Source organism: Xanthomonas sp. NCPPB 2922, assembly GCF_041520885.1.
Classification (GTDB): Bacteria; Pseudomonadota; Gammaproteobacteria; order Xanthomonadales; family Xanthomonadaceae; genus Xanthomonas; species Xanthomonas campestris.
The window spans coordinates 116492-131012 of sequence record NZ_JBGOFY010000013.1; the positions used below are offsets into that span (position 1 = coordinate 116492).

The window sequence follows — 14521 nt, forward strand, 5'->3', positions numbered from 1 at the left end:
AAATCCATTACTCAAGAATTGCGCAATCCATGGCGCAGAAGTTGCCAGATCGCCGTTGCGCCGATGCCCCATGCCACCGCATCAGCCATGAGCCACCCGCGCGAATCGGTACGAATTATGACAAACAAGCAAACAGCGATGAGACTGAAAGCGAAGTAAACCGTGGTCACCGGCACATGATTGGTCAGCAATCGTGCCAGGCGTTGATAGACGTGCGAGGCGTGAGGCTCCCACCAGCGCTGTCCGGAAAGCATGCGAGACAGCAGCGCGAAGCCCGCGTCGACAAGAAATGCAGTCAACGGGAACCACACGATCCACCAACTCACCTGCCCCGCTCCCACTGACAAAGCCAGGAGCCCGGCCAGCACATAACCGAGTGCCCCGCTGCCGCCATCGCCCAGGAAGATGCGCGCGCGTGGAAAGTTGAATGGGAGAAATCCAAGACATGCCGCTGTCAGTGCCCATCCAGCCCACGAAAGGTTGCCTGGGACGACAAGCGCGAACGCGGCACCCGCAAGTGCGGCCTGACTGGAAGCCAGCCCGTTGATGCCATCCATGAAATTCCAGACATTGATCAGCACCACCGACGCCAACGCCGTGAGGATCCCATCCAGCGGTTGCCCTGTATGGCGTACCACCAGCAGGCCAAGCGACACCGATGCGAGGGCATGGATCGCAAAGCGCAGTGTGGCCGAGAGCGGCCGGTGGTCGTCCCACCAGCCCACGCCCGCAACCAGGAGTAAGCCTGCAGCGAACCAGGCAATCGATAGACGCCCGGTGGGCCATACAAACGAGGCGACCAGGCAGCCCGTCAGGAGCGCAGCGACAATAGCCATGCCACCACCACGCGGGGTAGCCACGGTATGGCTGCGCCGCTCGCCGGGATGGTCGAGCAGGCGCCGGTGCAACGCATAGCGCCGCAGCCCCCAGGTTGCCAGCGCTGCGATCAGCAGATGCAGCGCGCACCACAGCCAGAGCGGCGGCACTAGACCACCGCGTAGTTCAGCAGCGGCTTGACGGTTCCCCATTCTTTGCAGCTGGGGCATTGCCAGTGATGGGTCTTTGCGCCGAACCCGCAGCGGGTGCAGCGATAGCTGGGATTGCGCACCAGCAATTGGTCGGTGATGTGCTTGAGATCCTGCAACGTGCCGACCGGGTCGCTGCCTTCGGCGAGCGTCAGATCGATCAAGGCAGACTCGCCGCGTACCGAGGGGCGATCCTTGAGCTGACGGCCCAGATACGCCAGGGCCGGCGCTACGCCGTCCTGCGCCTCCATCAACTGGGTCAGGGCCAGCACCGGCGCGATGCCGCGATAGTGCTCGGTCATCTCCGACAGGAAATTGCGCGCGCCGGCGATGTCGCCCACCCGGCGGTAGGCCGCCATCAGTGCGGGAATGATTTCCGGCAAGTATTCCGGATCGTGCCGCGCGGCACGCTCGAACGCGCGGACAGCCGCCTCGTCATGACCGCGCTCGGCTTCGATCCGGCCTTCCAGAATGCCGGCGCGCACCGAGGTGCCGTCGGCCTGATAGGCGCGTGCGATGGCCTGCAGCGCTTCGTCTGGCTTACCAACGCCACGGTAGCGATCGGCCAGCTCACATTCGAACTGCGAGATCAGCTTGCCCATCGGCTCGCCGGTGACTTCTTCGTAGCGGGTGGCGTTGTCGATCGCCTTTTCCCAGTCACGCTCGGCCTGGTAGATGCCGATCAGATGGCGCAACGCCTGCGGCGCGCGCTGGTCCAGCTGCGCCAGCTCGGTGAACACGGTTTCGGCGCGATCCAGCAGGCCGGACTTCATGTAGTCCTCGCCCAGTGCCAGCAAGGCCTGGACACGCTGCTGATCGGTCAGATCGGCGCGCTGCACCAGTCCTTGGTGAAGGCGGATCGCGCGGTCCACTTCACCGCGGCGGCGGAACAGATGCCCCAACGCGACCTGGGTCTCGAAGGTTTCCTTGTCCAGTTCGGCGATATGCAGAAACAGTTCGATGGCCTTGTCCGGCTGCTCGTTGAGCAGATAGTTCAGACCACGGAAGTAGGTGCTGGACAGACGGCTGACCTGGGTGTCGCCATGGCGCTGGCCACCGCGCCGGCCAACGATCCAGCCGCCAAGCGCGGCGATCGGCAGAAACAGGAAGAACCAGAACCATTCGGTCAGGAAGTCCATACGTACTTACAGTCCATCAAGCGGGCGCGGCTCGACGGCGACAGGTGCAACTGGCCTGACGTCGGCGCGACTGACCGCGGCAGCCTTGTTGGCCTGGCGCAGCTTGGAATAGAGGGGAATGACCACACTGACCAGCACCATGCCGGCGCCGATCAACACACCGACCAGCAGCGCGACGATGATCGCGATCCCGGAGGTCGTGTGCACACTGGAGAACAGGAAGTCGAGCGTGACGTCCTGGGAATTGACCGCGCCAATGATCAGACCAACCAGCAGGAAGGCCAACATCACCAGCAAGCGAAACACCTTCATGGCGGAACTCCGTCGGGAAGGCTCCTAGCTTAACCGAGCGGACATCAACGCAGCAGCAGCACGGACTCAGTCCGCTGCATCCACCATGTCGACCGGCACCACCGAGCTCACGCGCTCGCGCAGCTCCTTGCCGGGTTTGAAATGCGGAACATGCTTGCCAGGCAGCGCGACCGATTCACCGGTCTTCGGGTTGCGGCCCAGGCGTGGCGGGCGGTAATGCAGCGAGAAGCTGCCAAACCCGCGGATTTCGATCCGATCACCATCGGACAAGGCCTGCCCCATCATTTCCAGCAGCGACTTGACCGCCAGATCCACATCGTCCGACTTCAGATGCGCTTGGCGTCGCGCCAGGATTTCGATCAATTCGGACTTGGTCATGGGAAGACTTGCTTTTTTCGACTGACACATCGGAATCGGCCCGGGCAAGCCCGGGCCGATCCATCACGCTCTCAGAAAGAGCGCTACGCGCTTACTCGGACTTGTTGCTGTTCAACTGCGCGCGCAGCAGCGCACCCAGCTGAGTCGTGCCGCCCGACGCGGACTGGTATTCCTCCAGCACTTCGCGCATTTCGGCATCGTCCTTGGCCTTGATCGACAGCTGCAGGGTACGGCCCTTACGGTCCATGCCCACGAACTTGGCTTCGATCTTGTCGCCAACCTTCAGGTGCTGGGTCGCATCGTCCACACGCTCGTTGGCGATGTCGCGTGCAGCGACGTAGCCTTCGATACCGTCGGCCAGGTCGATCGTGGCGCCCTTGGCATCCACTTCACGCACAACGCCTTCGACCTTCGAACCCTTCGGGTTGGATGCCATGTACTGACCGAACGGGTCCTGCTCCAGCTGCTTGACGCCCAGGCTGATGCGCTCACGTTCCGGATCGACTGCCAGCACAACGGCTTCCAGCGTGTCGCCCTTCTTGTAGTTACGCACGACATCTTCGCCGGTGGTGTTCCAGCTGATGTCGGACAGGTGAACCAGACCGTCGATGCCGCCGTCCAGACCGATGAAGATGCCGAAGTCGGTGATCGACTTGATCTGACCGGACACCTTGTCGTTCTTCTTGTGGGTCGCAGCGAAGGTTTCCCACGGATTGGCGGCAACCTGCTTCATGCCCAGCGAGATGCGGCGACGCTCTTCATCGACGTCCAGCACCATCACCTCGACTTCGTCACCGACCTGCACAACCTTGGACGGGTTGACGTTCTTGTTGGTCCAATCCATCTCGGACACGTGCACCAGACCTTCGACGCCCGGCTCGATCTCGACGAATGCGCCGTAATCGGTAACGTTGGAGACCTTGCCGAACACGCGGCTGTTGGCCGGGTAACGACGTGCGATGTTGTCCCACGGATCTTCGCCCAGCTGCTTCAAGCCGAGGCTGACGCGGTTACGCTCGCGATCGAACTTCAGCACGCGCACGTCCAGCTCGTCGCCGACGTTCACGACTTCGGACGGATGGCGCACGCGCTTCCAGGCCATGTCGGTGATGTGCAGCAGGCCGTCGATACCGCCCAGGTCCACGAATGCGCCGTAGTCGGTCAGGTTCTTGACGACACCCTTCAGGATCGCGCCTTCCTGCAGCTTGTCCATCAGCTGCTCGCGCTCTTCCGAATGCTCGCTCTCGACCACTGCACGGCGGGACACGACCACGTTGTTGCGCTTGCGGTCCAGCTTGATCAGCTTGAACTCGAGTTCCTTGCCTTCCAGGTAGGCCGGGTCGCGCACCGGGCGCACATCCACCAGCGAGCCAGGCAGGAACGCGCGGACATCCTTGATGTCCACGGTGAAACCACCCTTGACCTTGCCGCTGATGCGGCCGGTGATGGTTTCGTTCTTTTCCAACGCTTCTTCCAGCTCGTCCCACACCATCGCGCGCTTGGCCTTCTCGCGCGACAACACGGTTTCGCCGAAGCCGTTTTCGATGGAGTCGAGGGCAACCTTGACCTGGTCGCCAACGCCGACATCGATTTCGCCAGCGTCGTTACGGAACTGCTCGATCGGCACGATGCCTTCGGACTTCAGGCCAGCGTTGATCACCACCACGTCGCCGCGGACTTCCACGACAGTACCGGTGACAATGGAGCCCGGCTTCAGCTTCGCCAGATTGGCTTGGCTGGCTTCGAACAGTTCGGCAAAAGATTCTGTCATTTGGAGTTTACTCAGTTGAACACACGGGCGTTGATCGTCGCCTAGCGACCGATACGTACCGCCCAGCCTGTTTGACCCCGGCACCGCGGGTCGGTTGTGAAGTAATAGAACCGCCACGCGGGATGCGCGACGGAGCCTTTGGAACGCCTTACGGTCGGCGGGACGTGCCCGCTGGCTGCAACACTACGGCGTGCGGGAGTCCAACAGCCCCACCACACGCTGGACGACATCTTCGATCCCGATCCCGCTGGTATCGATCAGCACGGCGTTTTCGGCCGGCCGCAGTGGCGCCACCACCCGCTGCGCATCACGGGCATCACGGGCCATGATCTCGCGCAGCAGGTCGTCAAAGATAACCGAAACACCCTTTTCCATCAACTGTTTATGGCGACGGCCCGCACGTTCTTCGGCACTGGCGGTCAGGAAGACCTTGAATGCGGCATCCGGGAAGATGACCGTGCCCATGTCGCGGCCGTCGGCGACCAGGCCCGGCGGCTGGCGGAACGCGCGCTGGCGCTCCTTCAAGGCCGAGCGCACCTCCGGGATGGCGGCGATCGCCGAAGCCAGCGCGCCGGTGGTTTCCAGGCGCAACTCGCCGGTGGCATCCACGCCGTTGACCAACACCCGCAGGCCTGCCTCGCCCGCCTCATCGAACTCGACCTTGGTGTCGAAGGTGCAACGCACCAGCGCGGCCGGGTCGGACACATCCAGGTCGGCCCAGCTCGCTGCCACCCCCACCGCACGGTAAAGTGCGCCCGAATCGAGGTAATGCCAGCCCAGCCGGGCGGCGACGATCCGGCTGACGGTTCCCTTGCCGGCGCCGGAGGGTCCATCGATGGTGAGCACGGGTGACAGGTCGGTCATTCAGGTTTCCGGAAGGTCATCAGGCGGTAGTGTAGCGCCGCTCGCAGCCATTCGGATGCAACCACTTGAAAGCACGACGAAAAGCCGGTTAGAATTGCCGGCTTAATTCCGGGTGCACCCTCGATCGCGGGCACTCTTCCATCGAATCCAACCGTTTACGCCGAGGTGTGCCATGAAAGTCCTGTCCTCCCTGAAGTCTGCGAAGACCCGTCACCGCGACTGCAAGGTGGTCCGCCGCCGCGGCAAGGTCTTCGTGATCTGCAAGTCGAACCCGCGCTTCAAGGCCCGTCAGCGCTAAGCCGACGCCTTGCGCAGCAAGACCCGAGAAAGCCGCCTCCGGGCGGTTTTTTCTTGGCTGATGTCCGCACGATGCTGCACCCACGCGCATCGGCCTGCATGACAGGCCCGGCCGGCTACGCTCACCGGGGCGTGCACCAGTTTTTGCGATGCTTTTTTGCTGTAATCACCGTTCGAATCTTGTCCACTGGGGAGTAGATGACATGCGCAACCGTCTGTTTGTAGGGTCACTGATGGCATTGATGGGGATCAGTGCCGGTGCTTATGCCGAAACGCTGCTGGTTGATCGGGCGCAGCAGAAACCCGCCGCTGCCCTGCCCTTGCGTGGCGACAGCATGAGCCAGGTGGAAGGCCGCTACGGTGCGCCGCAGGAAAAGCTGGACCCGCGCGGCGGCCAGAAGCGTCAATGGCCGACCATCCATCGCTGGGTGTATCCCGCCTTCACGGTGTACTTCGAAAAGAGCAAGGTGATCGACGTGGTGGCCAACCAGGCCGACGCCGACGAGATCGGCCCGAAGCCGCCGATCCGCTGAGTACCACGTCCGCAACATCAGGTGCGGTGCGCATGCGTGCCGCCCGCTGCTTGACACAACCGGGGCGTACAACGCTCCGGTGCAACCACCGAGCACTGCCGCCCAAGTGGCATGAACGGACTGCAAGCCTTCGCACCTGGGTGCGGAGATGGCCCACCGCCGGGGCATTGCCCCAGGCATCAGATGAGTAAGTGACCGGCATGACCGACAGCGTTCGTTTTCCTGCGGAGTGGGAATCCCAATCCGCCATCCTGATTGCCTGGCCGCATGCCGGCACCGACTGGGCCGAGCGCCTGGCCGAGGTGGAAGACACCTATATTGCCCTGGTCACCGCGATCACCCGCTTCCAGCCGGCGATCATCTGCGTGGCCGACGATGACCTGCAGATCTATGCCGAAGCCCGGCTGCGTTCGGCGCGGGTGGAGATGGCGCAGGTACGCTTCGTGGTTGCCGCCTACAACGACACCTGGCTGCGCGATTCGGGCCCGATCACGCTGCGCGACGGCGACGGCTTTCGGCTGATGGATTTCCGATTCACTGGGTGGGGTGGCAAGTTCGAGGCGAGCCTGGACGATCAACTGGTTAGCAGTCTCAATGCAGCGAGCGTCTTCGTGCCCGCCGAGGTGCAGACGGTCGACTTTGCGCTGGAAGGTGGCGCGATCGAAACCGATGGCGCCGGCACCTTGCTGACCACCTGGAAGTGCCTGCACGAACGGCACCCGCAGCGCTCGCGCGACTCCCTGAGCAGCGACCTGGCGACCTGGCTGGCGCAGGACCGCGTGCTGTGGCTGGAACACGGCTATCTGGAAGGCGATGACACCGACGCGCATATCGATACGCTGGCGCGCTTTGCCGGCCCGGATGCGATCGTCTACCAGGGCTGCGATGTGCCGAGCGATTCCCATTACGCCGAGCTGCAGGCAATGGGCGAAGAACTGGCTGCGCTACGCAAGGCTGATGGGCAGCCGTATCGCCTGTTCGTGCTGCCGTGGGCAGAGCCGATCCTGGACCAGGGCCGGCGCCTTGCGGCGTCGTACGCCAATTTTTTGATCGTCAACGGTGCGGTGCTGATGCCGGCCTATGGCGACGCCGCCGATGCCGCGGCGCAGGCGGTGCTGGCCGACGCGTTTCCGCAGCACCAGATCGTGCCGGTGCCATGCCGCCCACTGATCTGGCAGAACGGCAGCCTGCACTGTCTGACCATGCAGTTGCCTGCCGGCCTGCTGGCCGCCTGACCCGTATTGTTCCGGCCGGCAGGCCGGCGTTCCACCATGGCGCGCTACCCTGTGCGCCACCTAGCAGGACGAGTAGCCATGACCCGACATCTCCTTCCCGTCGCGCTGATCCAGGAGCGCAACCACGGCGACGCCGAGGCCAATCTGGCCGTCATCGAGTCGCGCGTGGCCGAAGCCGCCGCACAGGGCGCCAAGCTGGTGCTGCTGCAGGAACTGCACAACGGCGCGTATTTCTGCCAGCACGAATCGGTAGACGTGTTCGATCTGGCCGAACCGATTCCCGGCCCCAGCACCGAGCGCCTGGGCGCGCTGGCAAAGCAGCATGGCGTGGTGATCGTGGCCTCGTTGTTCGAGCGCCGCGCCGCCGGCCTGTACCACAACACTGCCGTGGTGCTGGAGGCCGACGGCCGTTTGCTTGGCAAGTACCGAAAGATGCACATCCCCGACGACCCGGGCTTCTACGAGAAGTTCTACTTTACCCCCGGCGATCTGGGCTTTACGCCGGTGGATACCTCGGTCGGCCGGCTCGGCGTGTTGGTGTGCTGGGACCAGTGGTATCCGGAAGCGGCGCGCCTGATGGCGCTGGCTGGTGCCGAACTGCTGCTCTATCCCACCGCGATCGGCTGGGATCCGGACGATGCGCAGGCCGAGCAGGAACGCCAGCGCGATGCGTGGGTGCTGAGCCATCGCGGCCATGCGGTGGCCAACGGCGTGCCGGTGCTGTCGTGCAACCGTGTCGGTCACGAGCCGTCGCCGATCGGCGCTTCGGGCATCCAGTTCTGGGGCAATAGCCACGTGCTGGGGCCGCAGGGCGAGTTCATTGCCGAAGCCGGGCAGGATCCGACCATCCTGGTGTGCGATGTGGACCTGCAGCGCAGCGAGCATGTGCGGCGCATCTGGCCGTTCCTGCGCGACCGCCGCATCGACGCGTATGGCGATCTGCTCAAGCGTTACATCGACTGACCGCGCATGCCCGTCGAGCTGCGTGAGGTCCGCGACGCGGACATCCCGGCGATCACCGCGATCTACGCGGAACAGATCGCCGGGTGCAACACCTACGAATACGTCGCGCCGCCGGCCGAGCAGATGCGCGGCCGCGTGCGCGCCATCGTGGACGCCGGTTATCCGTATCTGGTGGCCGAACGCGATGGCGCGGTGGTCGGGTACGCCTATGCAAGCAGCTACCGCGCACGCGCCGGCTACCGCTGGACGGTGGAAAATTCGATTTATCTGGCCGCTGCCGCGCAAGGATGCGGCATCGGCTCGCAGCTGCTTGGCGCCTTGATTGCCGCCTGCGAGCAGCGCGGCTACCGGCAGATGATTGCCGTGATCGGCGATGCCACCAACCAGGCATCACTGCGCCTGCATGAACGTTTTGAGTTTCGTACGGTCGGAGTCTTCACCGGACTGGGCCGCAAGCATGGCCGCTGGTTGGACGCGGTGCAGATGCAGCGCCCGCTCGGCTCCGGTCACACCGCCCCTCCTTCCGATGAATGACCCCATGACCGAAATCACCCCCGTGTTGCAGGACGATGCGCTGTCCGGCCAGCCGCACCGCATCGTCGAACGCGACGGTGTGCGCTACACCCTGCTCGGCACCGCGCATGTCTCGCTGGCAAGCGTGGCCGCGGTGCAGCGGGCGATCGGCAGCGGCCGGTACGACGCGGTGGCCGTGGAGCTGGATGCACAGCGTCTGCAGGCGCTCAGCGACCCCGATGCCCTCGCCCGCCTGGATCTGGTGCAGGTGATCCGCAAGGGTCGCGTGGCGCTGTTCGCCGCCAACCTGGCATTGGCCGCCTACCAACGGCGCCTGGCCAAGCAGTTGGGCATCGAGCCGGGTGCGGAGCTGAAGGAAGCGGTGAACCTGGCACGTGCGCAGGGCCTGCCGGTGCATCTGATCGACCGCGAAGTGGGCCTGACCTTCAAACGCGCCTCCGGGCGGTTGGGCTTCTTCGGCAAGATGAAGCTGGCCGGCGGCCTGCTGGCGGGGCTGTTCGCCGCTGACGAAGTGGGCGAAGAAGAGATCGAAAAACTCAAGCAAGGCGACATGCTGGAGGCCAGTTTCGGCGATTTCGCCAGCGAGAGCCCGGAGCTGTACGAGACGGTGATTGCCGAGCGCGATCGCTACATGGCCACGCGGCTGCGCGAAGAAGCCAGCCCCACCCAGCGCGAGGTACTGGCCGTGGTCGGTGCCGGCCATCTTGCCGGGCTCGCCCGCCACCTTGCGCAGGACACCGATGCGCCCGGCCCGCTGCGCGAGTCGCTGGAATACGTGCAGCAGCGCAAGCGCATTCCCTGGATCACGCTGGGCATGCTGACGGTGATCGTTGCCGGGATCGGGATCGGGTTCTGGCGCGGCGGCATGTCGATGGGTGCGGACCTGCTGCTGCAATGGGCGATGTACACCGGCGGCCTGGCAGCGCTGGGCTGCCTGTTGGCCGGCAGCCATCCACTGAGCATTCTCACCGCCGCGGTGGTGGCACCGTTCAAGCCGTTCCGGCTGAGCGTGCCGACTGGCGCGTTCGCCGCATTGGTCGAAGTGCATATGCGCAAGCCGGCCTATGGCGACTTCCTCACCCTGCGCGACGATGCACAGACCTTGCGTGGCTGGTACCGCAACCGCGTGTCGCGGGTGGTGCTGACGTTCCTGCTGACCAACCTGGGCAGCGGCGCGGGCGTGTGGCTGGCCGGCGTGCAGATTTTTCAGCGGCTGCATGGGTGAGTTGGGCGAGCGCGGTCGCCGCATGAGCGCCAGCAGCTGATGCTCTCTGTGTTGTAGGAGCGCACCTGGGTGCGATGGGGACTTGCGCGATTGACGACTGGAATGGGCAGCCTGATCGCGCCCAGCTACGCTCCTACGACGAGGGCTGCTACGGGGCGTCAGCCGTTTCCGGCGCGAACTGCAGGCGTACCCACACCCCATAATGGTCCGAGGCCCAGCGACCTTCGGCATACGGGGTGTCGAACAGGATGCGCGCCTCGCGTGCGAGCAGGCGGTTCTGCTGGAAGAACACGTGATCGATGCGCGCGGGTTTGTCGAACACATGCAGGTTCAAGGTGCTGACAGTTGCATCGCTGTTGCGGTGCACGCTGCCATAGCTGTCGCCATAGCCCTTGCGTAGCGCTTCCAGATCCAGGGTATCGGCCGCGGTGTTGAAATCACCGGCGATGACCACCGGCGCCTGGTTGCTGTTGGAGGCGATGAAGTCCAGCAAGTCGGCTACCTGGCGGGTGCGGGTCGCCGCACCGCGCGCATCGGACCGCTCGTTGAGATGCGTCACGTAGACGTTGACCGGCCGGCCATCCATATCAACCTGCAGATGCGCAGCCACGCGGTAATCGTCCAGCGGTTGCAGCAGGCGCTGATGCTGGGCCAGCACGCGGCGCTTGCTCAACAGCGCGTTGCCATAGCGCTTGGGCGCGCCGGGCGGGTCGACCGATGCGAACGTGTACGCGTAGCCAAGCCGACGGGCCAGCCAGGCGGCCTGATTCTCCACACTGCCGCGGCGTTCGATCACTTCCTGCAAGGCGATCACATCCGGCGCCAGCTGTTTGAGTTCCTTGGCGATATAGGCACGGCGTGCCGGCCAGTCTTCGCGGTCGTGATGCAGGTTGAGGGTGACCAGGGTCATCTCGCGCGGGGCCGCGCTGGCGGTTTGCTGCGACTGCGCTGTTTGCCCGGCGTTCTGGACATTGGCTTGCTCCGCTTGCGCAGCGTGCGCCCCCGTGCAGGACAGGGCCAGCACCATCAACACACCGAGCCGGCCGCGATAGCGCCGCGACGTTGTTGCCCGCAACGACCGGCGCCACGTGTTCATTGCGCGGCCCGTTCGGCCCGCCGCACCGCGCTTGGCACGTCGATCTGCACGGAGGCCGGCAACTGCTGGATGCGCAACTCGCCATTTTCCCACTGCGCCGGCTCGCCATTGATGCTGGCCTTGCCCGGTTCGCCCTGATACGGCCAGGCAAACACCACGCCGCCGGGCGGCAGGATCAGGCCGGGCTGCAGCTGCAGCACCAGCTGCTTGTCGGTGCGCTGCAAGGTGTAGTTGAGGCGCCCATAGGGCGTGCGCAGCTCGGCAATGCCAATGCCCTTGCCGTCGAACCAACGCGTTGGCGTGCCCGCGGCGATCACCAGGCTGGCGTCGGCCTCGCGCCCGTAGGCAAACATGTCCAGCACCGAGCGCACGAAGTCCGAAGCCACCCACGCATGCGGCAGGTCGCCAACGAAGAACGGCGTGCGCGGCGTGCGCGAGACCACTTCGGCCCATTGGTTCCAGGGCTGCGGTGCGCGGTCCTTGAAGAAGAATGCAGTCGCATCCCAGGCGCGGTCGCGCCAGCCCAGGCGCACGAATGCAGCAACGTTGCGCCATTCGTACGGCGTGTAGTCCTTCCATTCGCGCTTGCTGTCGCGGCGATCGGTGAATTCCTTCCAGTACCGCTCGAAGGTGTTGTTCAACAGCTCCGGCGGCAGGCGCTGCTGCTCGCCACCGGGCGCCAGCGCGATGGTGGTGGAGGTTGCATCGAAGTCGCCCAGTTCCGCCGAACCGGGCAGGAAATCCAACTGATGCTGGCGTACCGCCGCCGCCAGCGAGGCCGTGAGATCGCCGCTGAATTCGTCGCGGGCGGTGCTGAAGCGCGCAACCTCGTCGGGCTTGTCCAGCGCACCGGCCAGCATCACCGCGTCCTTGTAGCCGCGCAGCGCCCAGAAGTTGTCCCAATAGGAATGCACCGGCTTGGCCGAATAGCCTTCGTGGCTGATCGACACCGGCATCATTCCGTAGAAAGCCGGGTTACGCATGAAGTTGTCTTCGGTGCGCTCGCTGGCGCGCAGCTTTTCCATGTACTCGTAGGCGCCGAGCACGTGCGGCCACATCTTTTCCAGGAACGGCTTGTCGCCGGTGTAGCGGTAGTACTCGGCGACGTTGAAGATCAGCTCGCCATGGCTGTCGTTTTCCGGCACCGGGTCGCTGCCACGGTCGTCCACGCAGCACGGCACCATGCCGTCGGCAAATTGATACGGCGCAAACCAGTCGACGTAGTCACGCACCACGTCTTCGCGCCCGAGCCGCAGCAGGCCTTCGGAAATCATGGCGCCGTCGCGGATCCAGCTGCGCGAATACGAGCGCGTGCCCGGCTGCAGACGCGGGCCGATGCGCGAGATCAGCATGTGCGCTAACGCGGTACGCAGCGTATCGACAACCGGCTTGCCTTCGGCCGGCACGCTGATGCGCACGCGATCGAGCTTGCCGCGCCACTGCTGGGCCACTTGCTGCTGCGCCTTGTCGGCATCGAAGCCGGCCGGCAGCTGCGCGCTGCCGGTCTGCGGAATGACCAGCGCAACCTCGCGGCTCTGGCCCGGCTCCAGCTTCCAGCGATACACCAGCACGCCCGAGGCCAGCCCGGTTTCGTCCTTGACCTGCGTGGTTGTGGGCAGCGTCGCGGCGGTGAGATGGGTGACATCCATGCCGCTGTCGAAGGCGCTGGCGAAGGTGGCATCCGGCCGCTGCGCGGCGAACACGCGCGGCTTGCCGTTGACGTTGACCTGCGCCCCGTCCACCGACAACTGCTCGATGCGGCTGATGCCGCCCAGGGTGTTGAGGAACTGCGCCGGCGGGTTGACCTGGAACGGCCGTACCGCCAACGCGAGGGTGAACTCGCGCGCGTCCTTGCCGGTATTGCGCAGCTGATAGCGCGCGACCAGCTGTGCCTGATCAGGAGTGCCCTGCACGAAGCCGGTGATGCGCAGATTCATCAGGTCGTGGTGCCAGTCGACGCTGGGGATTGGCAGGTAGTCGTCCTGCAGGCTTTGTTCGCTGCTGACATCCGCCCAGCGCAACAGCTTGCCGCCGACACTGACGAACGGCTCCACGCTGAAACCGCCCTTGCCCACTTCCACCGCGCCGTCTTCGCCGATCAGGCCTTGCTCGGTGCCGCCGTCCAGGCCGAGGATGGTCCAGTACGGCTGCTCGCCGGAAAACCCGCGTGGAAAGTTGCCACGCGGCGATTGCGTCGCAAGCGATTTGATGAAGTCATTCGGGGTCGCGGCGAAGGCCAGCGGCTGCAGCTGTACTTCCTTGATGCCGTAGCGCCAGTTGGGGCCATCCTTGAGATCGAAACGCAGGTAGCGCGCCTCGGTATCGGGCAGGGCCAGCCAGTCGGTGCCGCCGGCGCCGGCGGTGACCGTGCGCAGGTCGCGCCAGCTACGCCCGTCGCTGGACGACCGCACCACGTACTGCGACGCCTGCAGGCCCGGCACCCACTGCACGATGGCACCGCCGAACTCGCGCACCTTGCCCAGGTCCAGGGTCACCGTCTGCTGTTTGACTGCGCCACTGAGCCAGAAGGTGTCCGGCTTGCCATCGGCCAGACGCTGCTCCAGCGCCGGTGCGGTATCAGTGATGGCCTCGGCCTTCAACGGCGAGGTGTCTTCCGGCGGCAACGGGGTCAGGGTCAGGCGGTCGAAGCACACCGAGCCCTTGCCACCGACCTTGTTGTAGATAGTGAACTCGACATCAGCACTGCTGCGCAGCTGCTTGTCCGCACCCGGGCCCCAGGCCTTTTCGATGTTGCGCTTGCGGTAGTTGAAGGTGGTCCAGGTCTTGGGGAAATTGAAGCCCGGCCGGTTGATCCACCACACGTTGTCGCCGCTGGCATCGATCAACTTTACCTGCAGATCGTTGGACGGCGACTCGCCGCGCAGCGCAAAGCCAATGCGGTAGTTGTCCGGGTAGTCGATCGGCAGGCTGCGGCGGATGCCGACATAGCCCGACACGCCGTTGAAGTTGTAGTCCAGGCACAAGGCGTGGCCGCCGGAGGTGGTTGCTACCGGGCGCAGCGAGCCGCTGACCTGGTTGGAGACCACCAACCGCCACGCGGCGATGTCGTTGAATCCGTCGAGCACGCGCTCCTGCGCCTGTGCCGCACCCGCGGTGGCAACAGCGGCCATGGCAAACAGTCGCAGGAA

Annotated in this window: 14 protein-coding genes; 6 read left to right on the top strand and 8 right to left on the bottom strand. The window is 64.8% G+C overall.

The annotated features are described in order from the left end of the window. Nucleotides 1–11: 11 nt before the first annotated feature. The 6 genes from ACD584_RS15045 to cmk all read right to left on the bottom strand — a co-directional run bounded on the left by ACD584_RS15045 (nt 12) and on the right by cmk (nt 5489). Complete coding sequence (locus ACD584_RS15045; protein WP_175611451.1) at nt 12–1028, bottom strand: glycosyltransferase family 4 protein; 1017 nt, start codon at nt 1026–1028, stop codon at nt 12–14. Then, nucleotides 986–2164, bottom strand: a complete 1179-nt coding sequence (gene lapB / locus ACD584_RS15050) for a lipopolysaccharide assembly protein LapB (protein ID WP_011269674.1) — start codon at nt 2162–2164, stop codon at nt 986–988. Before lapB ends, ACD584_RS15045 begins: the two co-directional genes overlap by 43 nt. A 6-nt stretch (nt 2165–2170) precedes the next feature. Then, nucleotides 2171–2476, bottom strand: coding sequence for a lipopolysaccharide assembly protein LapA domain-containing protein (locus tag ACD584_RS15055; protein WP_014507894.1), 306 nt, complete (start codon nt 2474–2476; stop codon nt 2171–2173). Between the two features lie 66 nt (nt 2477–2542). After that, nucleotides 2543–2854, bottom strand: coding sequence for an integration host factor subunit beta (locus ACD584_RS15060; RefSeq protein WP_011037339.1), 312 nt, complete (start codon nt 2852–2854; stop codon nt 2543–2545). 91 nt (nt 2855–2945) lie between these two features. Further along, nucleotides 2946–4625, bottom strand: a complete 1680-nt coding sequence (gene rpsA, locus ACD584_RS15065; protein WP_011037340.1) for a 30S ribosomal protein S1 — start codon at nt 4623–4625, stop codon at nt 2946–2948. A 183-nt stretch (nt 4626–4808) separates the two neighbouring features. Continuing rightward, complete coding sequence (gene cmk, locus ACD584_RS15070; protein ID WP_076035677.1) at nt 4809–5489, bottom strand: (d)CMP kinase; 681 nt, start codon at nt 5487–5489, stop codon at nt 4809–4811. 172 nt (nt 5490–5661) lie between these two features. On the opposite strand from cmk, the gene ykgO reads away from it, so the two are divergent. The 6 genes from ykgO (at nt 5662) to ACD584_RS15100 (ending at nt 10276) form a co-directional block, all read left to right on the top strand. Continuing rightward, nucleotides 5662–5787 (top strand): type B 50S ribosomal protein L36, encoded by a 126-nt coding sequence (ykgO, locus tag ACD584_RS15075; RefSeq protein ID WP_005913193.1) that lies wholly within the window; start codon nt 5662–5664, stop codon nt 5785–5787. A 202-nt stretch (nt 5788–5989) separates the two neighbouring features. Beyond that, on the top strand, nt 5990–6319 hold the full coding sequence (locus ACD584_RS15080) for a hypothetical protein (protein ID WP_070691356.1): 330 nt from the start codon (nt 5990–5992) through the stop codon (nt 6317–6319). Nucleotides 6320–6519: 200 nt separating this feature from the next. After that, a complete protein-coding gene (locus ACD584_RS15085) occupies nt 6520–7554 on the top strand; it encodes an agmatine/peptidylarginine deiminase (protein WP_175611450.1) in 1035 nt (344 codons plus the stop codon). Between the two features lie 78 nt (nt 7555–7632). Continuing rightward, entirely contained in the window at nt 7633–8517 is an 885-nt protein-coding gene (locus ACD584_RS15090; protein ID WP_011037344.1) for a carbon-nitrogen hydrolase, read from the top strand. Nucleotides 8518–8523: 6 nt separating this feature from the next. After that, nucleotides 8524–9051: a GNAT family N-acetyltransferase gene (locus tag ACD584_RS15095; protein ID WP_057672326.1), complete on the top strand. Its 528-nt coding sequence runs from the start codon at nt 8524–8526 to the stop codon at nt 9049–9051. 4 nt (nt 9052–9055) lie between these two features. Then, nucleotides 9056–10276, top strand: coding sequence for a TraB/GumN family protein (locus ACD584_RS15100; RefSeq protein WP_019237613.1), 1221 nt, complete (start codon nt 9056–9058; stop codon nt 10274–10276). Nucleotides 10277–10424: 148 nt separating this feature from the next. On the opposite strand, the gene ACD584_RS15105 is transcribed toward ACD584_RS15100, so the two are convergent. Both ACD584_RS15105 and ACD584_RS15110 read right to left on the bottom strand, forming a co-directional pair. Next, a complete protein-coding gene (locus ACD584_RS15105; protein ID WP_175611781.1) occupies nt 10425–11306 on the bottom strand; it encodes an endonuclease/exonuclease/phosphatase family protein in 882 nt (293 codons plus the stop codon). Between the two features lie 62 nt (nt 11307–11368). Then, nucleotides 11369–14503, bottom strand: coding sequence for a discoidin domain-containing protein (locus ACD584_RS15110; RefSeq protein ID WP_175611449.1), 3135 nt, complete (start codon nt 14501–14503; stop codon nt 11369–11371). Nucleotides 14504–14521: the final 18 nt, after the last annotated feature.

Excerpts from the sequence above, each read along its gene's own strand:
- ACD584_RS15045 (WP_175611451.1), bottom strand. The coding sequence starts at position 1,028 with ATGGGGAACCGTCAAGCCGCTGCTGAACTACGCGGTGGTCTAGTGCCG.
- lapB (WP_011269674.1), bottom strand. The coding sequence starts at position 2,164 with ATGGACTTCCTGACCGAATGGTTCTGGTTCTTCCTGTTTCTGCCGATC.
- ACD584_RS15055 (WP_014507894.1), bottom strand. The coding sequence starts at position 2,476 with ATGAAGGTGTTTCGCTTGCTGGTGATGTTGGCCTTCCTGCTGGTTGGT.
- ACD584_RS15060 (WP_011037339.1), bottom strand. The coding sequence starts at position 2,854 with ATGACCAAGTCCGAATTGATCGAAATCCTGGCGCGACGCCAAGCGCAT.
- rpsA (WP_011037340.1), bottom strand. The coding sequence starts at position 4,625 with ATGACAGAATCTTTTGCCGAACTGTTCGAAGCCAGCCAAGCCAATCTG.
- cmk (WP_076035677.1), bottom strand. The coding sequence starts at position 5,489 with ATGACCGACCTGTCACCCGTGCTCACCATCGATGGACCCTCCGGCGCC.
- ykgO (WP_005913193.1), top strand. The coding sequence starts at position 5,662 with ATGAAAGTCCTGTCCTCCCTGAAGTCTGCGAAGACCCGTCACCGCGAC.
- ACD584_RS15080 (WP_070691356.1), top strand. The coding sequence starts at position 5,990 with ATGCGCAACCGTCTGTTTGTAGGGTCACTGATGGCATTGATGGGGATC.
- ACD584_RS15085 (WP_175611450.1), top strand. The coding sequence starts at position 6,520 with ATGACCGACAGCGTTCGTTTTCCTGCGGAGTGGGAATCCCAATCCGCC.
- ACD584_RS15090 (WP_011037344.1), top strand. The coding sequence starts at position 7,633 with ATGACCCGACATCTCCTTCCCGTCGCGCTGATCCAGGAGCGCAACCAC.
- ACD584_RS15095 (WP_057672326.1), top strand. The coding sequence starts at position 8,524 with ATGCCCGTCGAGCTGCGTGAGGTCCGCGACGCGGACATCCCGGCGATC.
- ACD584_RS15100 (WP_019237613.1), top strand. The coding sequence starts at position 9,056 with ATGACCGAAATCACCCCCGTGTTGCAGGACGATGCGCTGTCCGGCCAG.
- ACD584_RS15110 (WP_175611449.1), bottom strand. The coding sequence starts at position 14,503 with ATGGCCGCTGTTGCCACCGCGGGTGCGGCACAGGCGCAGGAGCGCGTG.